The 25825-nt window shown below is 42.8% G+C and carries 19 protein-coding genes; 10 read left to right on the top strand and 9 right to left on the bottom strand.

What is annotated here, in order from left to right; translation table 11 throughout:
* Positions 1-149: 149 nt before the first annotated feature.
* Positions 150-518: a hypothetical protein gene (locus K9J17_05510; protein ID MCF8276174.1), complete on the bottom strand. Its 369-nt coding sequence runs from the start codon at positions 516-518 to the stop codon at positions 150-152.
* Between the two features lie 701 nt (positions 519-1219).
* On the opposite strand from K9J17_05510, the gene K9J17_05505 reads away from it, so the two are divergent.
* The 4 genes from K9J17_05505 (at position 1220) to K9J17_05490 (ending at position 3990) form a co-directional block, all read left to right on the top strand.
* Positions 1220-2095, top strand: a complete 876-nt coding sequence (locus K9J17_05505) for a tyrosine-type recombinase/integrase (GenBank protein MCF8276173.1) — start codon at positions 1220-1222, stop codon at positions 2093-2095.
* A gap of 305 nt (positions 2096-2400) precedes the next feature.
* Positions 2401-2619: a hypothetical protein gene (locus K9J17_05500; protein ID MCF8276172.1), complete on the top strand. Its 219-nt coding sequence runs from the start codon at positions 2401-2403 to the stop codon at positions 2617-2619.
* Between the two features lie 4 nt (positions 2620-2623).
* On the top strand, positions 2624-3337 hold the full coding sequence (locus K9J17_05495; GenBank protein MCF8276171.1) for a replication protein: 714 nt from the start codon (positions 2624-2626) through the stop codon (positions 3335-3337).
* Between the two features lie 83 nt (positions 3338-3420).
* On the top strand, positions 3421-3990 hold the full coding sequence (locus tag K9J17_05490) for a hypothetical protein (protein ID MCF8276170.1): 570 nt from the start codon (positions 3421-3423) through the stop codon (positions 3988-3990).
* A 40-nt stretch (positions 3991-4030) separates the two neighbouring features.
* Here the strand turns inward: K9J17_05490 and K9J17_05485 are convergent, their stop codons facing one another.
* Positions 4031-4357: a hypothetical protein gene (locus K9J17_05485; protein ID MCF8276169.1), complete on the bottom strand. Its 327-nt coding sequence runs from the start codon at positions 4355-4357 to the stop codon at positions 4031-4033.
* A gap of 123 nt (positions 4358-4480) precedes the next feature.
* On the opposite strand from K9J17_05485, the gene K9J17_05480 reads away from it, so the two are divergent.
* Positions 4481-7852: a restriction endonuclease gene (locus tag K9J17_05480; protein MCF8276168.1), complete on the top strand. Its 3372-nt coding sequence runs from the start codon at positions 4481-4483 to the stop codon at positions 7850-7852.
* Here the strand turns inward: K9J17_05480 and K9J17_05475 are convergent.
* The 4 genes from K9J17_05475 to K9J17_05460 all read right to left on the bottom strand — a co-directional run bounded on the left by K9J17_05475 (position 7818) and on the right by K9J17_05460 (position 11616).
* Positions 7818-8762, bottom strand: a complete 945-nt coding sequence (locus K9J17_05475; protein ID MCF8276167.1) for an aminoglycoside phosphotransferase family protein — start codon at positions 8760-8762, stop codon at positions 7818-7820. The two genes, K9J17_05480 and K9J17_05475, sit on opposite strands and share 35 nt — an antisense overlap.
* Entirely contained in the window at positions 8752-9870 is a 1119-nt protein-coding gene (locus K9J17_05470) for a glycosyltransferase (protein MCF8276166.1), read from the bottom strand. Before K9J17_05470 ends, K9J17_05475 begins: the two co-directional genes overlap by 11 nt.
* A 27-nt stretch (positions 9871-9897) precedes the next feature.
* Positions 9898-10845 carry a tyrosine-type recombinase/integrase gene (locus K9J17_05465; GenBank protein ID MCF8276165.1) on the bottom strand — a complete coding sequence of 316 codons (948 nt, stop codon included), beginning with the start codon at positions 10843-10845 and terminating at the stop codon, positions 9898-9900.
* Positions 10846-11067: 222 nt separating this feature from the next.
* Positions 11068-11616 carry a hypothetical protein gene (locus tag K9J17_05460; GenBank protein MCF8276164.1) on the bottom strand — a complete coding sequence of 183 codons (549 nt, stop codon included), beginning with the start codon at positions 11614-11616 and terminating at the stop codon, positions 11068-11070.
* 322 nt (positions 11617-11938) lie between these two features.
* Between K9J17_05460 and K9J17_05455 the strand changes: the two genes are divergently transcribed.
* The 5 genes from K9J17_05455 (at position 11939) to K9J17_05435 (ending at position 23402) form a co-directional block, all read left to right on the top strand.
* Positions 11939-12349, top strand: a complete 411-nt coding sequence (locus K9J17_05455) for a hypothetical protein (GenBank protein MCF8276163.1) — start codon at positions 11939-11941, stop codon at positions 12347-12349.
* 59 nt (positions 12350-12408) lie between these two features.
* Complete coding sequence (locus K9J17_05450) at positions 12409-17280, top strand: SBBP repeat-containing protein (protein ID MCF8276162.1); 4872 nt, start codon at positions 12409-12411, stop codon at positions 17278-17280.
* Positions 17273-18616, top strand: a complete 1344-nt coding sequence (locus K9J17_05445; protein MCF8276161.1) for a T9SS type A sorting domain-containing protein — start codon at positions 17273-17275, stop codon at positions 18614-18616. The genes K9J17_05450 and K9J17_05445 overlap by 8 nt, the downstream gene beginning before the upstream one ends.
* Before the next feature lie 465 nt (positions 18617-19081).
* Positions 19082-19498, top strand: coding sequence for a hypothetical protein (locus K9J17_05440; GenBank protein ID MCF8276160.1), 417 nt, complete (start codon positions 19082-19084; stop codon positions 19496-19498).
* A gap of 100 nt (positions 19499-19598) precedes the next feature.
* A complete protein-coding gene (locus K9J17_05435) occupies positions 19599-23402 on the top strand; it encodes an SEC-C domain-containing protein (protein ID MCF8276159.1) in 3804 nt (1267 codons plus the stop codon).
* 552 nt (positions 23403-23954) lie between these two features.
* On the opposite strand, the gene K9J17_05430 is transcribed toward K9J17_05435, so the two are convergent.
* The 3 genes from K9J17_05430 to K9J17_05420 all read right to left on the bottom strand — a co-directional run bounded on the left by K9J17_05430 (position 23955) and on the right by K9J17_05420 (position 25819).
* Positions 23955-25079, bottom strand: a complete 1125-nt coding sequence (locus K9J17_05430) for a Fic family protein (GenBank protein MCF8276158.1) — start codon at positions 25077-25079, stop codon at positions 23955-23957.
* A 183-nt stretch (positions 25080-25262) separates the two neighbouring features.
* Positions 25263-25550, bottom strand: coding sequence for a hypothetical protein (locus K9J17_05425; protein MCF8276157.1), 288 nt, complete (start codon positions 25548-25550; stop codon positions 25263-25265).
* Positions 25550-25819, bottom strand: coding sequence for a helix-turn-helix domain-containing protein (locus tag K9J17_05420; protein ID MCF8276156.1), 270 nt, complete (start codon positions 25817-25819; stop codon positions 25550-25552). The genes K9J17_05425 and K9J17_05420 overlap by 1 nt, the downstream gene beginning before the upstream one ends.
* Between the last annotated feature and the right edge of the window lie 6 nt (positions 25820-25825).

Genomic DNA, 25825 nt, shown 5'->3' with positions numbered 1-25825 from the left:
CAAGGCTATCTTGCACTGCCATAGCAGTCTGAACCTGAGAATAAAATTCCAGTCGAAAAACCATCTGAAAAACCACAAAACCTCACCCTTCCCAGACCCTAAAAAAGAAGCCTGAGCAAGTAGTGCTCAGACCAATAAAAATAGACCCATTACAGGTCTATTTTCAATTCAGCCACCAAGTTTCTTGCAGTTTCCTCAAAAGCAAACCAAGCCATAGCGTTCTTCAGATCACCATCGAACTGAAGCGGTTCGCCACCATTTTCGAGGTACTCAAAGCGTAGACTTTCAATTTCAAGGTAATGTCTATCGAAGAAGATGGCGGTGTCCGCGTAGTAGATCAGTGAATTGATCATGCCGCTGATGCATCCGTGAGAAAGCAGGTCTTTGAAAAATGCCTCAATGTCTTCGGCTGAATAGTCAAGAGCCTCTTGTGCCACGCAAGCGCGGATGGTCCCATGCTCGTTTTTCACGATGTCGTTAAGTTGGTTAATGATCCGAATTTGGTCTTTAGTGTTCATAATGCTTATAGGGTTAATTGATAAACACCAATGCCATAGCAGGGGAAGTAGGAAATAAGTGCAAGTAGGAACCCCAACCCTTCTGGGGCAATTGCTTGCACATTTTCCGACCCCTGCTACATTCGGTGTTTAGCAGAAACCCAAGCACGGACACAGACCAATTGGATGATAACCAGCGACAGGGAATAACGGGCGGGAACAGAGAAAAGGAAGCGGTTCAGGGAAACCGAGTATGCGAAGGGGTCACGGAACGGCTTCCACGGTCAAAAAGGGACTTTCATACAGTTCCATCTGTTCACCGCAACGGGTGGAACGGGATGAGTGTCCCAGACCCGAGCGCAGGCAAAGAGAGGCAAGAGGCGCATCGGCCTTGGAAGGTATTCGACCTTCACCTATTGACATTATATCCAAGATATGTTATCACTATCCGCCCTGCCTGTGGAAAACAGGTTGTCAAATTCAATATGGTCGTATATAATATTAATAACCTAAACAAGAATAACCCGTTGCCTCGAAAGAGGTCTTTCAGTCGTTAGACTGGAATAAAGCAACAATGGGGTCATATACTATCTGGTTCAGCGCGGAAACGGCAGATTGGACAGGTACAAAGGGCCCACTGATTGCTTTGGTGGGTCCTTTTTACCATGAAATTTGAAAAATCAATAGAACGATATTTAAACAGTCGTTCAAGCCGATTATCGGTGAGAACATTATCAACCTATAAGAGCGTCCTGATGCTCTTCTGCAAGTGGCTGGACAATCCAGAGCTGCATACGGTCACCGATGACCACGTGGATGATTACTTGGCATATCTGATAACCATTTACCAAGAGCGAACCCGTTCGCTGGCCGCTAATTCCATTAGGGCCTTCTTCAAACATTGGTCGGCCAAGGATGAGAGCACCGTGAGTTGGGAACTGATCCAAGGTCCACGAATCACTGAAACCTTTCCGGATTTCATCTCACAGGAGCAAATTGACCTGATCGATGAGACCTTGGACGAGGATGATTACAACCAACTGACAAGAAAGGTCATCTTTCAACTGCTTTGGAACACAGGCATGCGAATCTCCGAACTTCTGTCATTGAAGATCAGCGACATCCAAACCGACCGCAACCATACTTACATCACCACACTAAAAACAAAAAAGCTTCGAATGGTGATGTGGAATGACGAGTGTCACCGATTACTGATGAAGTATATCGGTATCCGAATCTGCATGAACAAAAGTGATGAACTGTTCCAAACGCCACCGACCTCCAGAAACCGAGGAAGGAGAACACGCTTACAGCCACGGACGGTTCAACGCTGGTGCAGGGAACTGAGTGACTTTCTTGGTTTTCCGATACGTCCCCACGCCTTCAGGCATGGCAAATGTCATGCTGTTCTGAATGCTGGCGGAAATCGCCATCAGATACAGAGCATAGCAGGGCACTCAAGTATCACATCCAGTGAGATTTATGTACGTCTCAATCTGCAAGAACAGGGAGAAATGCTTCAACGTTTTCTACCAAAAGAATCGAGCAAAGGGAAAAAGTTGCACAAGGTTGACAGCCCGTACAAGTTTGCGGCCTGACCAAAAAAGATATTGTCAAAGACAGACCATCCATGTATGATCAAAAAGTACTTTGATAGAAGGAAACGATGTATCGTTCATAAAGAAGAAAAGGGTAAGGGCATCCATTATTAACTAGGTCTTGTTTAGGTGACCGTTCTGATGTGTGCTGCTTATTTTTTGCAGTTCTGAATGTCGCACAATAAGACTTAAAAGTCGTAAAGTCGCATTGTGCTTGTAGGTGTCCCCAACCTTTTCCAGTGCACCACATCGTCCTTCGGTCAGAGTATGGTCGAAAGAAGATTATACGGATAACCGAAAAGGTCATGACATATCTAAAGATCTGTACCAAAAAGAGCGTACAAATAGACGGTAAGGAACGCATACTCTGGTTCCAAGTTGGAACCATGCGAATCACAGAAAAGGGAACGAAGTTCCTGACCCTGTTCCATCAACCAGAGACGGACTTCCATGTATTTGACATGGACGAGGAGGAAGAAGAACTACACCCGGACGACATGCCCTCGATAGAGATTGAGATGTAGGTCTATGCAGGAAAACAACAAACAACTTAGCGGAACAACACCAGTTCCGAACGGTCTTTTCGATGAGCATCTTCCAAAGCTGAAGTCCACGGAACTTAAGTTGCTGCTCATCATCATCCGCCAAACATGGGGATGGAGAGATCCACGAACGCAACAACGAAAAACAAAAGATTGGATAAGTGGAAGCCAGCTTCGCAGGAAGACAGGCTGTTCAAGGCGTGCCCTGACAGATGCAACCTCAACACTCATCAAGAAAAAACTGATCCAAGTGACTGGAGAAGCAGGCCTTCAACTCAGAACCGCGGAAGAGCGGAAAGGCAAGTTGAGGATGTTCTACAGGTTCCAAGAACCAAGTGGAAAAGCTGTGGAAACCCAGGGCGGCAGAGAAAAAACTGCCCAGCAACCAACACAGAAATTGCCAATAACAAAAGAAACCGTTACAAAAGAGGTGGACTCCAACGGAAACTATCGGTTCACGGAAAATGACATAGAACTTTTCCAAAAGGAACTGAAACAAGCAGGAAGCATGGAGCAACTGCTACAGAATAAAGAAGCGATCTATATCCAAAAAGGGGAACGAACCATTACGGTTCATGAGGATGGGATAACCTACCGAGAAAAGCACTTGAAGGAATACTCGCTCCCAGGAGTGAATACCAAGAACTTGCGAACCCCTTACAGTCTTTGGATGACGCTCTATCACAGAACCAAAAGATAGGTCAGACCTGATGAAAATATCTGAAAATATTAGAGCTGTTTGCTGGCAGCCGAAGCATCGCCAAGGCCGCAGAAAAACTGAATATGGAGGTGTTCTCAACGGATGTAAAGCCGTTCGAGAAGATTGACCTCGTCAAAGACGTATTAGAACTAACTCCTAAAGACATCCCATTCATTCCTGATGTGATCTGGGCAAGCCCACCATGTACAGGGTTCTCAGTCGCAAGCTCGTGGAAGCATTGGAAAGGAAAAGCAGAAAACTCTATTCCTGTAACTGAAACTGCTTTGCTTGGAATCAAGCTTGTAAAAAAGACGCTCAAACTCATTCGCCATTACCAGAAATTCAACCCGAACCTGATCTGGTACATCGAAAACCCACGCGGTAAACTGAGGCATCAAAAATTCATGCAGAACCTACCGTTCAGGCATACGGTCACGTACTGCCAATACGGAGACTTCAGAATGAAACCGACCGACATTTGGACGAACAACCCGAATTGGAAACCAAGACCGATGTGCAAGCCTCGCTCGAAGTGTCACGACAGTGCTCCTAAGGGGAGTCACGGGGGAACACAGGGATTGAAGAATAACTATGAAAGGTCGAAGATTCCGAAGGAGTTGTGTGTAGAAGTAATGAGAAATGCTAAGAAGTGAAAAACGCCCGTTTGGGCGGTTTTTCAGCTAAGAAATAAGTTTAAGATGCCTCATCTTCGGGTCTAACTTTAACAAGGGCTTTATAAGTTCCATCAGGATTTTCAGCAATTATCTTCTTTTGGATAAGATTCTCAATCGTATCCCGCGCTTGATCTTCAGTAATGACATCGCCATCTGTGAGAGAATCAATCAAATATTTTTGATCGGCTTTCGGGTGAATAAAACTTACAGTAAATAAGATTTCCATTGCTGCATTTAAACCTTTTGCTAACGCAGGCCCCAATTTGCTTAAATCTTGAACAGTTATCGCTTGGACTGGTACCACTTCTGGTTTGTTTGAATTGAATTGTTCTGGGAATTTTTCCATGCCAGTATTGTAGCATAGGAAATGAATTAAGGGAAGTGTACCTTGCCAATGTGTTTGCTTAGGTCAAACTTCAAGTTTTGAATAAGGAAAACCAATAAACGATAACTGTCAATTACCTTGTAAATGAAGTTCTTAACGGATTCTGATTGGGAGCCTTTAATGTCGGAAAATAAAGGAGAGCGGTTTGAGGATCTCGTCCAAGATCTCTTATCAAAACAACATCCTAAGCTAGATTGGAAGAGGACGAGAAGAACCCATGATGGTAAGAGAGATTTTGAAATTGGATTAACCGATGAGTTTTTCTATACAGACGAATATTGGGTAGAGTGTAAAAATCGATCAGCGAATATTTCCATTGACACGCTAAGTCCGACTTTAGTTATGGCAGTGATTAAGGAGGTTAAAGCGGTCTTCTTTTTTACACCAACTAAGTTGAATGATAACGCTAGAAACTACATTACACAGTTTAAGTCGAAAACAGGTCTTAAGTTCCAGCTTATTGAAGACGAAATCCTTGAGGAGGAAATTCTTAAACATGATTCAATTCTCAAGCAGTATTTCCCGGGGATTTCCATAGAAAATCGCAGTCGGAACTTTGGAACGAAACAAGAATTACAATATCGAATTAACCTCCAACGAGATGTTTCTTATGACTACTCGTCTAAAACGATAGTTACTCAACTACAGAATAAAAACGCGGCTCTCAACGTTAACGAAACTTTCTGCATTGACGTTTTCGTCTCTAATAAAACAGATGCGGACCGTGCTGCCATCCTATTCTTAAAACCAAATGAGTTTAAAAGACACTTCTCATGTCTTAGCGAACAACTCAAGCGAGATCATTGGAAAGTTGATATTCGTATTGATAAAGCTAGCATAGAGTTCCATCGATTTGTATTCAAACTTGAGCAGTACCACAAGACCATTCCTTTGCCCAAAGTGTATTCCATTTGTGAGGATGGAACTGAAGTAGAACTATCACTTGGAAACATCAACTGCTCATGGGTGATTTCAACACCAATAATAGGACGTGGTCGACTTGAGTTTTTAGATATAATTCAAAACGAAACCGTAGGAATAAATAAAGGCAGAATCTTTACTTATTATGGTCGTAGCGGTACTGGAAAATCCAGGCTCCTGAAGGAGACAAATGATGTCCTGCTGAGCAATAATTTTCGAATTGTTAGTGTTGATGGTGATTTTCAAGCAAGTGAATCATCAGGGTTTCAGGTTCTCAAAAAGTGGATTTCTGAGGTGGTTGGACTGCCGCAAACAGAGATTCTTGCGGGTACTTCGAATTCGAAGAAGCAGTTAACTGGACACACCAACAAATTGATCCGAGCTCTCTACGAGGATAGTTTTTTGTCAGACAACCTTTCGATTGTAATCGATGATTTGGTGGAAAAAATCAGTAATTCCAAATTTGCTTTTGTAATAGATAACGTACAATTTTTCAATGAGGACATTGGGGCAATATTAAACGAGTTAATCAGAAAATCCGTAGGCAAGACCTCTGGCATTTGCTTAGTACTTAGCTTCAATACAGATTTTGTGATAGAACAATCTCATATTGGCACGTTGTTTAATCTGGTCCGGGAAAAAGGAATTGCACGAACCAATTTCGTGTTTGACTTCGAAGTTTTGGATTTCTCTACTGCTGACGCTGAAAAATTTGTGTCGCATTGTATTCCAGACCTAAGGGAGAAATATCCGAAAACCTTTGCGTTCGCGTTAGAAGGACTGGATAAATCTCCGTTATACATTGAGCAAACTCTGCTTCATATGTTTGACTTGGGGGTTATTCGAAAAAGAAAAGACTACTTCTACATATTTGACATAAATGGTTTTCACTCACTCCTAAAACAACTTCCTCCACGGATTGAGGGGCTGTTTTTATTGCGTTGGCGCTTTATACAGGAACAGGTAGAGTCGCGGAAGTTTGAAGTTTTGCTTAAGTACTTGGCATTACTTCAACAAGTATCCTTCTCATTGTTGGATGAGTTGGAGATACATCTTAATAAGGTTCGAGAACTTGTTCAACTTGGCTTTTTAGATGTCACATCCACAAATCAGGTGGTTTTCCGCCATCAAAAACTTCAAACTTTCTTCTATGAAACATTCTTTTCGAGTGGGGTCGATCAAGAAATTTGTTCACGTCTACTAATCATAACTGATAAGTTTAATTTGAAAGAGCTGTATCCATCTCAATGGTTCATTGCGAAAAATACGCTCGATCCTTTAGATAGTGATGTTGTAAGTTTTGGCTTAGACTGCTTATTTGAGGGAAAAGTAGCAAGGGAACTTAAGGTCACGTTTTCCTTGAAACTCTTTGAAGCAGTAAAGAGGTTTTCATCACTCTGGTTTGGTCAAATCTCTATCATTCGTGCATTTACAAGGATTTGCGATGAGATAAAGGATTATGGGACTTTTTCTATGGCAGTGACTGTTTACAAGCAGGTGTATGAGATTATGTCAAGTGATCAGAAGAGATTCTATTCTTTAGGAGATGATTACTTCCAATTTGTTATAAGATATTCCAACTCATTTCTGTCTCTCCACTTAGATTCTTCGGCTCACGAACTGCTTTTATCAGAGCTTGACAGGCTTGAAAGATTTGAATTCTCAGAGGACGCTCAAAGAAAGAGATTAAAGGCAGCCATACTTAATCGGCTTTGTGTCACATATAAGTCAGCCAATTATCCAGAACAAGCAGAAATAGTTGGAAGTGAGTCACTGAAGATTGCTTCGGAATTACAGGATCATTCTTTGATGATTAAGAATTTCATTGACATAGGTTACATCTATTACAAGAATCGGAAAAAACAAACAGAGCTCCTCGCCAATTGGGATGAGGCATGGAAGATGTTTCTGGCAGCCAAAGATGAAAGCGTAGAAAGAAGGAGGGTTTCTGCCTACTTCCATCGCGCGCTTACATCCCTTATCCGTGGTAAGTATGATGAATCATTGAATTATGTTGAACAAGGTATTCTATGGGCTGATATAAGAATGGACGTGTTTAACAAGATTAAACTGACAATGGTTAAGAGTCTTGTTTTTTATCTTGGAAAGAACCATTCTAATGAATCACCTGCAGACTATGCGCAAATAGCCATTGATTTATGTGTACGATACAGCTCTAATAGGTCGTATTGGAAATCTCATTACCTACTAGGAAAAGTGACCAGTGATCATAGTGTCAAGAACGAGTCATATTTGGTCGCCTTAGAACTGTTAAGCACCATCATAGTTGATAATAGAATGGAGGAAAGATACCTGTACTTTTTCGAGGATATGGCAATTTCGCTGCGTCAGTTCTCTCGACTAAAATCGGAAGATGTGGATGAAAAACTCCAAACCTGCATTAGGAGTAAACAAGTCCGAAGTCAAGTAAAACGGATTCTGAATATGGATAACGAAAGGTTTGCTGAATTCTTATACGCCTTAGAACCTAAAACCAACATTACCGATGGACGAACAAGTTTTCCGAATCCCTAATGCTTTGTATTTGCTGTTTAATTAATGGTATGAGTTTAGGACGTGGTGTATGGTGTTTAAGTAGGCTTGTTGTATAATACGCTAATTGATTGTAGAGTTGATAAAGCATCACTATTTCGCTAAAATTTATTGGTTCCTTACTTAGATTATTGAACCAGTCTGAAGCCAACTTTCCAAGTATTTTATCTTTAACGTTAGACGTGGTTCCAAAGTCAGTCAACATTTTGGAATACTCCATGGCAGGGTCTCCAAATCTCGAAAGTTCGAAATCAATAAGTGTCACGGTTCCCCCGTCAGATAGCACAATATTCGCGGGTTTAACGTCAAAATGCAAGAAGGTGGGTGTTACTTGAGCGAAGTAATCGCAATGTCGAGAAATCCTACTTTCAATCAGTTTAAGGTCGTATAAATCCAACAGGTTTAATTCCAGCGATTTGTTAAGGTGATTTTCGAATTTAAACCCAAGATAATGCTCCCAAGAGGCAAAATGCGTACCATCAAATTCCCCGAAATAATCTCCTGGTATCTGGTGAATTTGGTTAAGGATTCGAGATAACTGTTTGCATATCGAATCGCTATCGAATTGCTGTCCAGAGATTTCAATCTTGTCTAGACTGGTGCCTTCAATGAACTCATAAACTAGTAATTTTCTGTTTGCATTGCTTACGTTAGAATAGTAAACAGTAGGTGTCCACTCAACATGCTTCTCTAACAGTCTTATTGCATCTAATTCTGCCTGCACGGTCCGAGAGTATTGCTTCTTTGATAATCGAACTTTGTAGTTTTTATCAGACCGGACCAAGAAGCACTTATGTATTGGGTCATCAAGATAAATAGGATAGATTTCTATTCGTTTACCTTCGAAAAACTCACATTCCCGAATAACGCGTTCGTCCCAATTAGTAATCATTTCTGATAATGTCTAGTGAAGAACAAAAATTGGCGTTCCTATCAATTATCATGTCTTTTCCCTTAGGACGAATTTCCCACCAAAGTTTGTTCGGCACTAAGGCAGAAAAATCATCGGTAAAAAACAACAATGGAAACCTCAATTTCAGAACGTTCCAACCCAAAAAGCCATAAAGGGGAATATGGGAAGCATCCCTTGTTGAAAATCCTTTTTGGTAAATATCATTGATTGGAATACCTAGGTCGCTCACGAAAATGTCGTAATACCAGTCCCGGTCCACAACGGTCGAGACATCTACTAATAGGTAAGAATCTGAGAGTTTAAATGATCGATTAAATATTTCGAAGTGTTTCTTGAAGTAATCCGGTAAGTCGATGCTAATATTTCCTTCATTCAAAGCCCAAAACCTTGATTTCACATCGCTTTTACTTGTCCCTGAAATTATTTTGGATGAATCTCCCTGATGATAAGCAATTGCATCAGCGACTACCCATGTACTCCAATTTCTTGATTTGTACCTTAAGCAAAGGTCAAGGTCACAGTATGAGTATGGAAGTCTGGTGTTTAGCCCACTAACGGCATGGAACTTTTCCCTAGTGGTCATCATGGACGCTGAACAAGCCGCTTGTACCGCCTGATTCTCGTTGGTTAAGGGCGTGTCCTTTCTTCGACTACGATGTAAATGAGGTGAATTGTAATTGCTAAACGCTATTCCGAAATCCAAAATCGAATCGTTATCGGGATTGAGCAACTTAGAACTTGCAATTCCAACACCTTTCGATTCATTAGCGATAAAAAAGTGAATTAATGAGGTGAACCATGATTTCGAGACAAAAACATCAGAATCAGAAAAGATCAGGTATTTGCCATTGGATTTTTCAGCCCCAAAATTTATCGCTTCCGGATAACTGAGTGCTTTTTCTCCTCTTAGTATGGAAACTCTTTCATCATCGATATTTGGTTCAACAATAGAGGGATTAGATACTACCACTATCACTTCAACCCGTTTGGTCTGGACGGACTGTAGGATGCTGTAAATACATCCTTCTATCAGGTGCGTTTCATTGTAGTACGGTATTATTATAGAACATAAGCCCTTACCATTCATAATTGACAGTTATCCTGCATAGGATAACTAGACCATCATCGACATTCGGTTTCGGGGATGCTTGGTCGCGAGAATCTCCCTCTGTTTGACAGAGGTTACATGTGTGTAAATCTGAGTGGTCATAATTGAACTATGACCAAGAAGTTTCTGGATGTATTTGATGTCCACTCCTTCTTCTAGCAGCATGGTGGCAAAGGTGTGACGGTAAGTATGGGGTGTAATCAACTTGGAAGTGTTTCCAGCGGAAGCATACTTTTTCACAGTATTTCTGGCTGACTGTTCAGACAACCTTTTACTAAGTCGGTTGATGAAAAACCAGCCTGTGGATTTCATCTCATTGATAAATAGCGATTCGTACTCCTTGAGGCATTTGATAACGCCCGCATTGCAAAGCTGAATGACACGGTCTTTTCCTCCTTTTCCATGCACCTTCAGTACACCCTCATCCAAGTTGATATTGTCATATTTCAGATTCGTCAACTCAGAAACTCGGAGCCCTGTAGCAAAGAACAACTCAAGAACAGCTAAATCCCGTACTAGAGCCCGGTATTGGTAAACATCGGAAGGCGATATTTCCAGTTTCAGGGAATACAGGTTTTGAAAAATGGCTCTGACCTCGTTAAAGTTCATCACTGTTGGAACGACAAATGGTTCCTTAAGTTTAATCCTGATTTTCCTGAACGGGTTGATGAAGTCATCATTTTCAAACTCAAAATAGTTGAAGACCGCTTTTATGCAAGCGAGTTTTCGCTTAATAGATTTGACCTTGTACTGTTTCTCGTGAAGATTCTTCAGGTATGCAAGGAGTATGGATTTGTCAATTTCAAGAATCTGAATATCAGGCGCTGAAAGAGCCAAGAATTCTCTGAATTGCCTAATGTCTGTTTGGTAGGCTTTGAGGGTTTTTTCATTGAGCCCTTTCTCATATATACAATGCCGAAGAAAATCTAAAGAAACGTGTTTGAATGATTCCATGCGTATCTGGATTGGTTAGGATACGCGGTACGCAAGAAAACGAGATTGGTTGAACAAGTTGACGTTCCTTTTCAGTTCCTCTTCAACATTATTTCAAAGGCCTGACTTATTAAGGGTTGCACTAAGAAGAGTTTTTGGATTTCCCTTTTTTTCCCATGCAGTCACTTGAACGTATTGCAAGAGTGGGGTATGAACAAACAGACCTTTGAGTGACTCGGGGTTCTAATGATTATTGCCTCCATCAATCACGTTAAGACTCCCGGTTTCACCGAACAGCTCACGGGACTTGTCATTGTAGGCCTCTGCCGCATCCTCAGCATAGCTGAAGAATCCCAGATCATGCTTCTTGTCGCCCACGTAGATAACGGCTCTGAACCGACCACGGTCTTTGGTCACGCCTCTGAACCCCGTAGAACTGGTTCCCTTCATTTCCCTTCTGATCGTTTTCATCTGCGCCCACTCCAAATTAGCTAACTGGACATTGAGGGGGTCACCATCGATAAATCGAACAAAGAGCTTCTTGTCAGTAATTGGTTTTTCTAAGTAGCGTTCCGCAATGAGCTTATGCAGGTATACGGTCTCATACTTCGGAAACTGCTTGTATGACAGATAACGTTGGAAATATATGTATCCACTTCGTGAGTGGAGAGAAAGTTTTTCGATGAAAGCCTTTCGCTTTAACTCAGAATCGTCCCTCAGATCTTGAAGAATATCTTCATCGAGCAGGACATATGTGTTTTCTCTATTTTTTACAGGAAGCTTAGCGACCATTCAAAGGTTTTAATCCGTTGTGTCCAGCTCCAAATCCCACATCAAGACTACGAATATCACGTAGAAGCACAAAATTCAACATTGATCATCGGAGAAAGTTATTCACAGATCTAAGGTCGAGATGTTGCCTAAACATTACGACTAAATGCACTAGCTGATAAGTTCAAAACCCTGCAACGACAGAATTGTTGCACGCATTAGTACATAACAGTCAGTTAATATCCGTCTGGTCAGATCGTTGATAACTCGTAACGGTAAATCGACTGTTCTATACGGTCAAAATTATGACATTGTGGACGTCTATAATCAAAACCACTTGACCATGAAACTGTTATCCTCATTCATCACGTTGGCCTTGGCCATCATCTCCTTCAACACAAACGCCCAGGCACCTGTGAGTATCGACTACCATGTGGCAGGAAATGTTGATGCGAATAGTCTCTCTCTTTCGTCACTGGAGGCTGCTCCAAAGGAGTGCGTGATCGATTTTCATTTCTCTGCACCAAGCGTCAGAGTGATCATGGAAAGCCCTGACGGACTTACCAACTATGTTGACCGGGTATTCCCATTGGAAGTACAGGCATTTCCGGACAGTACCTATGTATATGGAAAACCGGGAGCATGGACCATAGGTCTAGGGCAGTTCGAAAATGTTTCTGCCTTCAGGGTGAAATTGGTCAATGCCAATACCCCTTTGGTAGGGCCTACTGTCGCCCAAGGCACATATCCATAACCATTAAAAAGTAACGCCCGTCATCAACGCAGGACAACCAGAACCTAAACATATTGACCATGAAAAATCTTCTCCTCCTCTTTCCGCTCACGGTATTCAACCTCTCTCTATTTGCTCAGACTTCGTATACGTGGACAGGTTCCACGAACACTTCGTGGGGCACGTCTACTAACTGGAGTCCGAACGGAGTTCCAAGTTCGTCTGATTACATTGTCATTAATTCAGCATCCAATAACCTTACGCTGACAAGTGATAAGACCATAGAACGATATCGTATCAACAGCGGTATGATGAACCTTAATAATCATACACTGACGGTCAATGACCAACTGCTGATGTACGGTGGAACTACAACATCTGGAAAGATTGTTCAGAGTGCTACCAACAGTACGACCATTACCAATGCCACAGTGAACTGTAAGTTGGACCTGACCGCCACGACCGTTACGGTTCAATACGCTACATGTACAGACAGTGTCAAGATCCATCAGACCACTGGCAGCGGGTCTACCTGGTGGCGCGGAAATAAATTTTATGGTCACGTGGATGTGGAGAACACATCCAATGCCAACATGAACATGGGGAACAATCCTGCAGATTCATGCTTTGCAGGATTAACTATTTCTGGAAGAAGGATACGTTTGGCCTATCAATACCCGTATAATTATGTTCAGGAGGATGTGGTGATCAATGATGAAGGACCTTCAGGAACCAGTTTCGGATTGGCAGGTGGAAATGGCTCGGCCAAGATGAAGGTCGATGGCAACATTATCATCAACAAGAGCGGTGTAGGCGATCTGAACATCGCTGTAACCTCCGGTACCTGCGAACTGATCCAAACAAGTGGCAATGGCGTAATTGACGGAAGTACGGGATATACGGATGGTTTTCTGAAGATCATGGGACTGACACAGCAAGGAACTGGGGGAGGCGTGATATTGAACAAAGGTGCCGATGCGCAGGAATTCTATCTCTCAGAAGGCACATATGGCCCGAACATCGGAAGTCTGACCATTGACCTCGATGATGTGACCATTGATGGGGCGGTGGTAAATGCACCTGCTAATATCTCTGCTAATTCGTTGATAGTGACCAACAATCAATTCAATTCCTCAGCGTACCTAGAGAAAAAAGGGGGTAATACCAACAATAATGGGGGCAATGTTTTCCGCGGCCCGACCACCATTGTCCAATCTGGCTCAGCTGAAATGCAGTTTGCCTACACCAACCCTGACACGGCATTTTCCACCCTTCAACTCAGAACTACCACCTCCAATGACCTCATTCTTGGAGCCTATGATGAGTTCGTGGCCATGGGAAGCATTTACTGCGATCAACAGTCGGGCGACATCATACTGGGAGGTACTTCGGGAGGCGATTTCATAGTGGCGGGCTTAGGTGTACAAACCCTCGCTTTGGAGCAAAGTGGGGTCTGCGATGTGCAGACCATCACTTTTAATAAACCGTCTGGGTACGCACGGCTGACTGGCACCATGCAGGTAAGCAACTCAATGGTCCTGATGCAAGGAGTAATTCATGCAGTTGACACAGGTCTTGTAAAAGTACTGGACAACACTACTGTTTCGTCTGCTTCCGATGCCAGCCATGTGCAAGGCCCCGTGGAGAAGGTGGGGAACGATGGCTTTTCCTTTCCTATTGGCCGGAACGGTATCTACCAGCCGCTAACGATCAGCGCGCCCAGCTCCACCTCTCATGCCTTCCGAGCTGAATACTTTGACGAGGATTCTGACCCCGACTACATCCACAGCAACCGTGACGGATCTATTGCCTATCTCGACCGTTCGCAGTATTGGATGTTCAACAGGATCGCTGGCACTGGAAATGTTTACGTTACACTGGGTTGGCGCGATGTAGCCTGCGGCATCTCTAGTATCAGCGACCCTGACGTCTGCGCTTGGAACGGTACGCAATGGAAAAATCTGGGAAATGGCGCAGAGGCCGGAACAGTGGTGACAGGAACGGCACGTACCGAAAAGACCACATCCATATATGGTGCATACACATGGGGCAACTTCAGCGGTCTCAGTGCCGATGCAGGGCCCGATCGTGTGATGGTAGCAGGCGATACCGTAGCCATCGGAGTCATGGTGCAACCAGATTGGGATTACACATGGGTACCCTCTGCCACCGTGGAAGAGTCTGATTCGGCCATCACACGCGCCTACCCTACCACCAAAACCCAATATGTGTTGGAAGTGACTGGAGAAAATAGCTGCGTGGCCACGGACACCTTGGTGGTATACATAACGGTATTGCCGGAGGACACTGCCCGTTCATCGCTCGATTTTGTGGTGAACAACGGACAGATAATAGATACCGATGGTGCACCGCGACCAGACGTTGGCATCTACAGCCATCAGGCCAGCCCCATGATGTATTGCGGAGATAATCGCCTATCATTCGTCCACGCCAAGATAGATACCGTGGCCGCCATACCCGATACCTTGGCGCGGGTGGACATCCACTTCCTCGAAACGTTCAGAGAGGCCGAACCCTTGGGCATGGGACTCAACTCGCATCATTACAATTACTATTACGCCCATTGCCCCGATGGCGTGACCCTTACACCTTCGTACAACAGAGTGGTCTATCCTGAGTTGTATGAAAATACCGACCTTCACATAAAAGGCAATAACAGTTGGATGAAGTTTGAATTTGTGATACACCCCGGTGGCGACCCGGAAGATATACTCATGACCTTTGAAGGAGCAGATAACGTGGAGGTGATACAGTCATTGGGATTGCTGATTGTGACCAGCAGTATCGGTACCTACATTTTCCCCAAACCCACCGCCTTGAAAATAGATACCGTGGGTGCGGCAGTTGAACTTGGCTGGCAACCTGATTGGGATCTGAGTGTTACCGGAGATACGGTGCGGTTTGTCAATATCGGAAGTTACAACCCCGCAGAGGTGTTGATCTTTACTTTGGGTGAGGAATATGTTGCTGAACCAAGACACATCAGTAATCCAGAATGGTCAACTCAATTTGGAGGACGAGAGTATGATGAAGGATTTAGTCTTTCATTGGATGAGGACGGGAACTTGTATAACTGTGGGGTTACAAGCAGTCCTGATTTTCCAACTTCGATAGGAGCAGTATTTGGGTACAACCGAGGTGGCGAGGACGCTTACATCGCTCGTTTCGGATCCGCTGACGGAGCAACACTAGGGGTGGTCTCAAATGCTGATCAACTTGAATGGACCACCTACTGGGGCGGTACAGATAATGACAGAGCATATGCCTCAGTCAACGTGGGAGACGGTGAAACGGGCAGCGTCTATATTACAGGGTATACCAGCAGCCTTGACTTCTCAACCTTTAATGAAACTGGAAGTTATTTTGACGGTTCGCTTGGAGGAGGACAAGATGCGTTTCTCATTTCCCTCGACAATCTAGACGGTGGAATACTAGGTGATCGTTGGAGTACGTACTTCGGTGGTAGCGGAAACGAGATAGGGAGAGCTATTGCCGCAGATGGTTCTGGCAACATTTATGTGGTCGGCTCTACCTCCACCGATGCCTATGCTTCCACCACTTGTGCAGTTCCTGCCACTGGCGATGCTGGATTCCCTAAATGCAATACTTCCAGCAGTTATGATAATTCAGTTGCAACTGGAGGAGAAACCGATGGCTTCATTGCCCGCTTCAGCACCACAGGGCAGCTGCAATGGAGTTCGTTCTACGGTGGAAGTGCATTTGATGAGATCCATGACCTGACCTTTGACGGAACTGGAAACCTTTTTATAACAGGAGAGACGTATAGTGCTTCAGGTTTTCCGATTAGCGATGGAGGAGGGTATGATCAGAATGACCACGGAGGCGGTAAGGATGCTTTCATAGGTAAATTCACTTCTTCTTTGGTGCTCGATTTCTGTTCCTATTATGGAGGGAATGGAGATGATGCAGGCTACGCCATTGAAATCGATGCTCAGAACAACATTTATGTTGCCGGTTCTACCTCAAGTTCTACAGCAGCTTGTTCAACTTGTCTTTGTGAAGTTCCCACTACGGGTCATTTTCCACAGTGTCCAGAATCCGGAGGTTATTTCCAAGGGAACAGCGTGCTTGGATTAGGACATTACCGTGGTGGTGATTCTGATGGATTTTTCGCAAAGTTCAATCCTTCATTGGATCTTACGTGGGCCACCTACTATGGCGGAGAGTTGGCAGATGCCATTTATGACCTAGATATTGAGGAATATACCGACCGTTTATTATTCTGCGGTGAGTCTTATAGTTATCCTGATGATGATTTGAATGGGGATCTGGTATTGGAGTGTAACGAGGGCGGATCATTCTGGTACAAACAGTTTGAACGTGCAGGTTTATCAGATGGTCTTTTTGGAATATTTGAAACCGACCCATCTGTTCGGATATACTCTACACTTTATGGAATGAATAATTTGGATCGGGCTAATGCGCTGACAGTTTACAGTACGGATGCGAATAATCGCTTTTACTATTTTACGGGTTATACCGCGAGCGATGACTTCAATAGATACGCCAGTCATGGAGGTGGCGATTACCTCTATTGCTGTCCAAATGCATATTTAACCCCATCAAACAACGGGTTACCAGGTAATTCATTCCTCGTAAGGTTTAGTGCCAATACCCATTTTATGAGTGTCGAAGACATGGAGAATGTAAACTTCGCATTTCCAGTTGCAGTTTATCCAAATCCCACCTCTTATTCCGTTACCGTTGAGTTTGAGATTGATGGTTCGCAAAAAGTGCAAATGGAAATTTATTCCATTGAGGGAAGGAGAATGCAAACGTTGAACATGGGAAAACGATATGGTCAGGTGCGTGAGGAGATTGATTTTACTGGTTTTCCGCAAGGCACATATCTCATCAGGGTTCTTGCAGGGGACATAATGGTTACGAAAAAAGTGATTAAACATGGATAAGATAACCAGATGGTTCGGTTTGTTTCAATGTATTCTGGTGTCCTATTCTGCAAATATTAGGGCACAGAATTGGCAATCAGTTGATACAGGGTTGTCGTTGAATCCTAGAGTGATGTATTCGGATGGACTTGAATTGTACGTGGGGACTGAGGTTTATAATAACTCACATAACCCAATCAGTAAATGGAATGGAATGGAATGGGATTCGATAGACAATGGATGTGGAATGGGACCTGTTTTGGCTATTACCAAATTCAACGGAAACCTGATTGCGGCAGGAAGCTGTGATATACAATACTGGAATGGTTCAGCATGGTCGTTACTCGGAGGCGGCAGCAATTCAGCTGTATTGGGCATGGGTATTTTTGAGGATGATCTTATTGCCGTTGGTTGGTTCGACACCATAGGTTCAGTTGCTGCAAGTCGGGTAGCTAGATGGGACGGTCAGCAATGGAGTGCCATCGATACAACAAAATGGGGCGTTAGTGCAACGGCTTGTGCTATAGAATATCAGGGAGATCTATACATCGGAGGCAATATGCATAATACTGAACTTGACATTGACCGCATTGCCCGATGGGATGGTTCTCAATGGCACAAGGTGGGTAACGGCATTCGTGGTGGAATCGCTTCTGTCAACTGCTTCGAGATCTATCAGGGATACCTGTTTGTCGGTGGTCGGTTCTTTGCCGGAAACGGTAATCCAGGGCCGAACATCGCCCGTTGGAATGGACAGGAATGGTTGGATGTGGGAGGCGGCATCTATGAACCCGGAGGTTTGGGCTGCGATGTGCGCGACATGGTAGTGTTTGAAGGTGAACTCTACGCTGTAGGTACTTGCCAACAGGCAGGAGGAGTGGATGCCCTCTATGTTGCCAAGTGGGATGGAGAAGAATGGTGTGGCTTCGGTGATGTATTCGACAATACTATTGGCGCGATTACTGTTCATCAAGGAGAACTCTATATCGGAGGGGGCTTCAGAACCATAAATAATGATACCATCCTTCGGGTGGCCAAATGGGTAGGTGACGATTTCACAGACCGGTGCGGTACACTTTCTGTAGTAGAAGAGGTAGAGACCAACTCAACCGAATTAACAATATACCCCAACCCCACAAACTCAGCCACTACCCTCACTTGGCAAGGTCAAAGCCATGGCAATTACCAGCTACATCTGTATGATGCCAGCGGCCGTCAATTGACGCCATCTGTAATTGCTCAAGAAGCAGGAAAGCTTGAGATTGACATGTCCAATCTTGCACAGGGCATCTATTTCGGGCAGTTATTTATTGGAGAGGCGATTCGGAGTTTTACGGTCGTGAAACAAGATCTATAGGTCAAGAGGAAGACAGATTATCTAATGTTTGTAATTCATGACTTCCGATTTTAATTTGCTGCTTTGGCAGAAGTGAGCCACAGAAGAGAATTGGCTCCGCCATAGCATTTTTCTAATGCTGTTGGTGTAATCAACGTATTAGGAAAATGCGGTAATGTATTTGAAATGGTTTTGGAAATCAATTGGAAGAATTCAGTTCCGAAACGGTTTCAACCGCTTTTCTACCGGAAATTGCTTTTTCAAAAATTAGTCGCGCTTAGCGTGGTGTTTTTAAAAATGGGATTGGAGATTAGTTGATCATAGCGGAGGGTAAATGTTCGTTTGACAATATTTGAATTCTGGAATTCGCGTTCTGATCATGCCAGCTTGGTGGTGTGTATACTTTAGTATTATTTGCCGGCAGCGGAGGTGTCGGCAAGGCCGCAGAAAAATTGAATATAAAAATCTTCTCCTTGGAAGCATTGAATGGGAAAAGTTGAAAACTCTGTTCCCGTAACAGATACAGCTTTGCTTGGAATCAAGCTGGTCAAGAAGACACTCAAACTCATCCGATATTACCAGAAGCTCAACCCGAACCTTATCTGGTACATCGAGAATCCACGCGGTAAACTGAGGCATCAAAAATTCATGCAGAACCTACCGTTCAGGCATACGGTCACGTATTGCCAATACGGAGACTTCCGAATGAAACCAACTGACATCTGGACGAACAACTCGAACTGGAAACCAAGGCCGATGTGCAAGCCTCGGGCGAAGTGTCATGAATCAGCACCGAAGGGAAGTCATAGTGGAACTCAAGGATTGAAAGGGAATTATGAAAGGTCGAAGATTCCGAATGAACTATGCACGGAAGTTTTGACTAAATTCCTGTCTGACATATAAGCTAAGTTGTTGTTACATTGTGAACGTATCGACAGAATTGAAAATCTTGAAGGCGAGTGTTCTGAAATTGAAGTATATGTGATGGTTTAAAAGATGACGAATGGCGGCTAAGATTGGAAGAAACGACCCTTGTCCCTGCGGTAGTGGAAAAAAGTTCAAGAAATGTTGTATCAAAAAGGAGCAACAGTTCTCGAAACCGAACTCCTCAACTCCGTTGGGAGATTTAATATCACGGTATGACACGGATGATCTACTGAAAATTAACGCTGCTTGCCAACTGGTTCCTCAGAACCATGGCAAGAATGTTCGTTTCGAAATTATTGCAAGGCAACTGACACGATCTATTCAGACATCTGTTAAGCCTGAAATTCAATTTTCTAGTTTGTTAAAGTTCTTCAAAGAGAACCTGACAGATCATTATTTAGAAGATCCAGTAAGTTCTTTTTTCTCTGAGAACATTAGTTGGTATGGAGGAGACCACACGGTCCTCCCTGGACTTACCACAGGCGGGACAAGAATTCTGCGAACCACCCTAGAGGCAATCTTTTTGCAAAAGAACCAGTTGCCAATCCAATTTAAACATAGAATAGGGCAAGCTACTACCCTTATTCTTGCAATTAGCGAAAGCATTACCTCCAATGCTGGCCTAACCCGAAATCTTTTTGAAGAACCGATAGAAACAGAAATCGAAATTCCTGAAAGAAGTCGACTGGAATTTCTCAAGCAGGTTGTGACATTTAGTCAAGATGAGATAAAAGACTTGGTTAATACCGTCAATTCATCAATTCAAGCATTTGAGGCATTTGTTGTTGATAGGGAGGATAAGGACTTGTATGGTGACGATGCCGATTCCAACCCACTTTTACGAAGACCGATTGTCAAAACTATTGATGGTGAATATGTTTTTGCTTTGCCTACAGCAATTGTTGACTGCCTATTACAGTATTTAAAAGAGCAATCGATGGAATTTGGTTGTCAAGATATGCTCTTGGAACTTATTGCTGGAACACAATGGGATAATTCAAAAAAGCTATTGACAAAGATTGACTGGGCTGAAACGAGTATACAACTTCCCCCCTCAGAGTCTAAACTTTTTGAAAGCGTATACAGGTTTGATAACGACAAGTTGGCCTACGTCCGTTTCATTATGCCGGGGATGAGTAATCCGGAAGACCAACGCAATGCATTTGAGAATATTGGTAAGGGAAAAAGAAAGCCTCGGGATAAGCGAGTCAATGTCGTAATAGACTTCTTAAGAAATGAACTGAATGTTGATTATCCATACAGATACTTCATTCTCAATATTCTTGGCGAGAGTTTTACAGTTGATTATTATTCGTTTTCTACAAACGGCTCAAAAAATGATTTGGACCAACTGCTTGTTCTCAAATACGGTGAGCTGGAGACTCTTGTGCATTCTGAGGAGTTAGATGCTTTAGGTCTATGGAAGTTTGCGAACGTTCGAACAGCTACGTACTCTAACTCTTCGGTTCCATCTATGCCGTTGTTTGGAATACTTGATTCGTATTCATATTACAGGACCAATGGACAATCACTTACTCCATCAGATGCTCCAAAAATGTCATTTATGAGCTTCTCCGTTGGTTTGTCCAATGATTTTGAAAGGGAGGTGCAGGGGCATAGAGATGAACACTCCGTTCGTCAGCGTTTCAATGGAGAAATAAGGTTGGCTCCGGTTACCAGGTATAAGGACTTTGCACCGATTTATGGACTTAGAGAACAAAATGGCGCCAGACACGAATTGGTTCTTGAATGTTTTTCTTCTCCGTTGTGGGTTAAAAATACGCAAGCGAAGCAGCCAGCTGATAAGTGGATGATAAACATTTTCTCCGAGGCCATAGTCTATTGGATTTTCAGAATGAAAGACGAGTTGAAGCCGTATCTAAATCAATTTACGGCCAATCAACCTGTCGAAATCGAGATAGAACTGGAAGACGGTATTATTCACCCATCTGTTGTTGATGAGATAAAGAGTTCAAAAACGGACATTGAAGTTGAGTGTTTGCCCGAGAGTCTTTCTCTTATGGTTAAGTTATCCGAAAAAATCATGTTTGACCTGATGAAGTCAAACAATGTGGGGGAGCAAAAAATAATGAGAAGTGTCCTTTCCGGGATGTCGGATTTACTTAAATCCTCTGAACTTGAATACCCAGAAATAGACTTGGTTGATACATGGGTCAAGAAGATCATGATACCAACCTCGGCTAAAATGATAATCGTTGTAGATTCTAGCCGAGACCTTCGACTGGATAACAGGTGGATTCTACCTTTTAGAGCGATTCAAGAAAGTGATGTGTCACACATTCTAGAAAACTTAGTAGACAAACTGGACTTGGAATCGCCAATACCAGAGACAATCGACAACATTGAAGACAAAAAGAAACTTTGCAACAGAATCGTGGCCAAGTTGGTGGACGAGATTGTCCTCAAAATGCAAAAATATCCAAGCGAAACCCTCTTGAAATGGCTTATGAGTATGCATGAAGGCTGTATTCAGAAGCGAGAGTATCAGGAAATAGATATTCCAGCAAAAGTTTCCTGTTGCAGTGACTTTGCTTCGGAAGTGGGAAAACTAGTAAAGACTAATAAGGAGTTTGTACAAACTACACTCGCTGTTCGTTGCTTGATAGAATTTGTGGCCGCGCAGCCTGGAACGGGTGACAAATGGGTGAACCTTGATGACCTAGATGAGTTGATAGCCCTTATGGAACAGGTATTCCAATGGGGGATGATGTCGGATTCAATAGAACTTGGGATGGATGATCCCCAAATGGGCTTACTGCCTTCTGGTCAAATTGGAACGGAATCGGAGTTTCTATCCAATTACCTGAAACCGTTTTCACATGCCATGGCAGAATCGTCCATTGTCAACTTTCAAGAGAATTTTGATGTTGCGTTTGAAGGTCGACCAGAGGTAAGCGAAAAACCTCGTGACAAGCCATTAATGGCCACTAAGCTGGATGAAGCGTTTAAAGAGGAATTTGGGATTGAGTATACCGCTCTGTTAAAGGTTATGTGGGCCTTAGCAGAGATAGCTATCGATGGAGGTGATTCAGTAGCAATTAAGGATGTTGATGATTTAGCGAAATTGACAGGAAAGATGAAAAGCATGGCTGAATCGGAAGTGGACACGGCAATAGAACTGTTGAGCTTGTACCCTCGCAAGTCAATAGTCAAAGTCCCGAAAGGTTTTGAGCAAGGAGACATATATCCATGGCGATATAATAGAGAATTGTCCTATCTACGTAAACCAATCATCCGAGACTTAAATGACAAATGTCTTTGGAGTTATCGACATATGATAGACTGTGTTCACAATCTCCAATTCCTAATTCAGACCGGAAGATTGAAGGCTAAGGATGGCGGTAAACTGAGTGCCTTCATCAAGGGGGTCAATGTTCAAAAAGGAAAGGATTTTAGGAATGATGTTGCGACTTGGCTCGGTCAAGAAACTTCATTGGAAATAGTTCCGCATGAGGTTAAACCCTTCAGATTAAGCGGGCTGGACGAAGACCGAAAGTTTGGCGACATTGATATTGCGGCAATCGATAAAACACGTAGAGTATTCTACTCCATAGAATGTAAAAATACTGTTGGGGCGAGGGTCATGCATGAAATGAAGACGGAAATGGATAAGTACTTGGGTAGGACAGAGGCTGATTCATGGGTTCACAAGCATGCAAGAAGACATGAATGGCTATTGAAAAACCAAAATTTGCTTGGGGAATTTGTGGAAAATCCCGAAAAGTTTAAAATCGTCTCTTTACTCTTAACATCAACCGATCTTCCAGTGATTTATCTAGCAAAAGAAAAAAGCCCTTTACCGCTAGTTTCTTTCCCATCACTTAAGCGGAATGGGGTTGCCGCTTTTAATGTGCGGTAACTTTTGAGCGTAATTGTGGCTTTGTCCAACCATTTATGGTAAGAAACAAGTGCCGAATTAAAATGAATGGGCAGCTAAATAATTGATAAATATATTAGAGAAGTGTTATGCAACTGATTCACCAACTTCAGGAAATCGTAGTAAGACCAACCGGAAATCTTCAACATAATATGGAGGAGATATCCAAGGTTTTGGTTCTCTTGGATGTCGATGACATCGTTTCTCAAAATTTGGTGGTCTGTATTGGACTTGAAATCGATAAGGAGCCGCCTAGAAGTAATATGTCATTTGTACAATGAAAGCTTTGGTCAATACAGTCGAAGTTCTATTCTTCTCCGGCATGATAATATCTTGTTCAAATCAGACAACTTTTGGAGCTTGGATGAGGATAGGTTGCACGGTACTACGTACTATTCCGGGGGAGACAGGATGAAAGTCAGACACATTGGGTTCAGCTTAGAAACAAACGAACAAGAAACCTCAATGGTCGTTGAGATTTGTAAAGGGTTTGTTTATAAACCAAAACCCTCCATAATACTAGTTGAAGTATGGTTACTCAAAAATCCCCAAATACTCATGCAACACGTACAGTCGGTTTCTTGCTCTTCCTGATTTTTCTTCAACTAGTCCAATTTCTTCCATTGCCTTAAGTAAGCTATTTGCTGTAGCAGGTGCAATGTCCAATTCACTTTCAACCTCTCTAGGAGACATGATTGGGTTTGAGTACATTTTCAGAATTAAAGCATCGGCTAGTTTTGACCTTCTACCTAACTGTGCAACTCGTTCATTATATGATTTGCGTAATGCTCCAATTTGAACGAATGTCTTTTTACTACTCTTAGCAGTTTCGATAACACCAGTAAGAAAGAACCGCAACCAATGATCCATGTCGTTAGATTCACGAGTTGTCATAAGTGCATCATAGTACGCAGAACGGTTCTTTTCAAAGAAGTCTGAAATATATAATGTTGGTCTGTCCAAAAGCTGTGAGTCCAGCAATTGTAGGGTAATAAGCAATCGGCCAATCCTTCCATTTCCGTCAAGAAAAGGGTGGATTGTCTCAAACTGATAGTGACTGATTGCTGTTTTGATAAGCAAAGGCATTTCCGAAGATTCTTCATGCCAAAAATTCTCAAGGTCGGTCAGAAGGTCTGAAAGGTCATTATGATGTGGAGGAATGAACATGGCACTTTTAATATCTGCACCACCAATCCAGTTCTGACTTGTTCTAATAGTTCCGGGCAACTTATTCTCACCACGAACACCTGAAAGCAATATTTCATGTGCTTCTCGTAACAGACGAATACAAAGGGGAAGTTCGCCTAATCTTGCCAGCGAGTGATTAAGAGCCTTGATATAGTTCTGAACTTCTTCCCAATCATCCCTCTTTTCAGGATTCACATCACTTTCAAAGAGAACCGCTTCATCAATACTTGTTCGGGTTCCTTCAATTCTACTTGAGGTGGTAGCTTCCTTTGCCTTATGCATCTCAATAAAGAAGTTGATGTCAGGCACAGTTTTACTATACGAGTTCAATTCTCCTAACTGGGCTGATGCCTTTTCCAATAGACTAAGGACAGTTGCACTCCTCCAATCAAAAGTCTCCTTCAATAATGTTGGAAGGAAACTCTTGTACTTATACTGTTGTATGAATTTGCCTGATTTGAAAGGTTTCATAGGATTTGAAGTTGAAATAACAAAGGACGTTATTTTAACTTAGTTGACGAACTTAAAATAAGGAATTGTGCTATTTTAAGTTTAACCAGTAATGGTCAAAAAAATTGAATGCCATTCCTTACTACTCATTCTACCTGTTAAATACGGAACCGTCCAGTTTTACCTAGAGCAAACACGTAATCCCTATCGGTCTCTGTTCAGATTCCGATTTGTCTTGCCGTTACGTAATTCATTCAATTCATCTTCACGACTTTTTTGAACCTCCCGAGACCGCAAGAACTCCCGAATGCCAGCCACAAAACCACTCGAATGACTAGTAGCTTCTTTTATGCCATTATCAAGCTCTAGAGCAAGCTCAGAGTCTAATTCACTCATCGTATATCCTTGATTGAATCCGACCTCGAATTCGACTTCATCAAAGTCGTCCTCGAGCTCAGATGCATCCATTTCATTACCGTCATTGTCAGTCATCAGAATGAGTCTTTTGCGTGATTCTCAAGGTATTCCAATATGGAAGCTCTATCGTACATGATTATCTTCTTATTTGGCTGCGAAAAGCGAATCCAACCATCATCACGAAGTTTCTGCAACGTAGTCCGGCTCTTGATGCCTAACACCTCCATGGCTTCTTCACCACGAATCCAGCGATTCTCGGAAATACCTTTCTTCTCATTGATACGGTCAACTACTGTTTCAATAAGTTTGTAAAAGGCTTCTTCTTGTAAACAAATTACGTCCATTGTGTA

The organism is Flavobacteriales bacterium (assembly GCA_021739695.1).
Taxonomy (GTDB): domain Bacteria; phylum Bacteroidota; class Bacteroidia; order UBA10329; family UBA10329; genus UBA10329.
Note: the sequence above shows the minus strand (reverse complement) of the source record. Positions and strands in the feature narration are given on the sequence as shown.

Bases quoted from the DNA above. Each gene is read 5' to 3' on its own strand.
- K9J17_05470 (MCF8276166.1), bottom strand. From the start codon at position 9,870: ATGAATGGTAAGGGCTTATGTTCTATAATAATACCGTACTACAATGAA.
- K9J17_05500 (MCF8276172.1), top strand. From the start codon at position 2,401: ATGACATATCTAAAGATCTGTACCAAAAAGAGCGTACAAATAGACGGT.
- K9J17_05435 (MCF8276159.1), top strand. From the start codon at position 19,599: ATGGCGGCTAAGATTGGAAGAAACGACCCTTGTCCCTGCGGTAGTGGA.
- K9J17_05420 (MCF8276156.1), bottom strand. From the start codon at position 25,819: ATGGACGTAATTTGTTTACAAGAAGAAGCCTTTTACAAACTTATTGAA.
- K9J17_05430 (MCF8276158.1), bottom strand. From the start codon at position 25,079: ATGAAACCTTTCAAATCAGGCAAATTCATACAACAGTATAAGTACAAG.
- K9J17_05455 (MCF8276163.1), top strand. From the start codon at position 11,939: ATGAAACTGTTATCCTCATTCATCACGTTGGCCTTGGCCATCATCTCC.
- K9J17_05510 (MCF8276174.1), bottom strand. From the start codon at position 518: ATGAACACTAAAGACCAAATTCGGATCATTAACCAACTTAACGACATC.
- K9J17_05445 (MCF8276161.1), top strand. From the start codon at position 17,273: ATGGATAAGATAACCAGATGGTTCGGTTTGTTTCAATGTATTCTGGTG.
- K9J17_05465 (MCF8276165.1), bottom strand. From the start codon at position 10,845: ATGGAATCATTCAAACACGTTTCTTTAGATTTTCTTCGGCATTGTATA.
- K9J17_05485 (MCF8276169.1), bottom strand. From the start codon at position 4,357: ATGGAAAAATTCCCAGAACAATTCAATTCAAACAAACCAGAAGTGGTA.
- K9J17_05475 (MCF8276167.1), bottom strand. From the start codon at position 8,762: ATGATTACTAATTGGGACGAACGCGTTATTCGGGAATGTGAGTTTTTC.
- K9J17_05425 (MCF8276157.1), bottom strand. From the start codon at position 25,550: ATGACTGACAATGACGGTAATGAAATGGATGCATCTGAGCTCGAGGAC.
- K9J17_05495 (MCF8276171.1), top strand. From the start codon at position 2,624: ATGCAGGAAAACAACAAACAACTTAGCGGAACAACACCAGTTCCGAAC.
- K9J17_05450 (MCF8276162.1), top strand. From the start codon at position 12,409: ATGAAAAATCTTCTCCTCCTCTTTCCGCTCACGGTATTCAACCTCTCT.
- K9J17_05490 (MCF8276170.1), top strand. From the start codon at position 3,421: ATGGAGGTGTTCTCAACGGATGTAAAGCCGTTCGAGAAGATTGACCTC.
- K9J17_05480 (MCF8276168.1), top strand. From the start codon at position 4,481: ATGAAGTTCTTAACGGATTCTGATTGGGAGCCTTTAATGTCGGAAAAT.
- K9J17_05440 (MCF8276160.1), top strand. From the start codon at position 19,082: ATGGGAAAAGTTGAAAACTCTGTTCCCGTAACAGATACAGCTTTGCTT.
- K9J17_05460 (MCF8276164.1), bottom strand. From the start codon at position 11,616: ATGGTCGCTAAGCTTCCTGTAAAAAATAGAGAAAACACATATGTCCTG.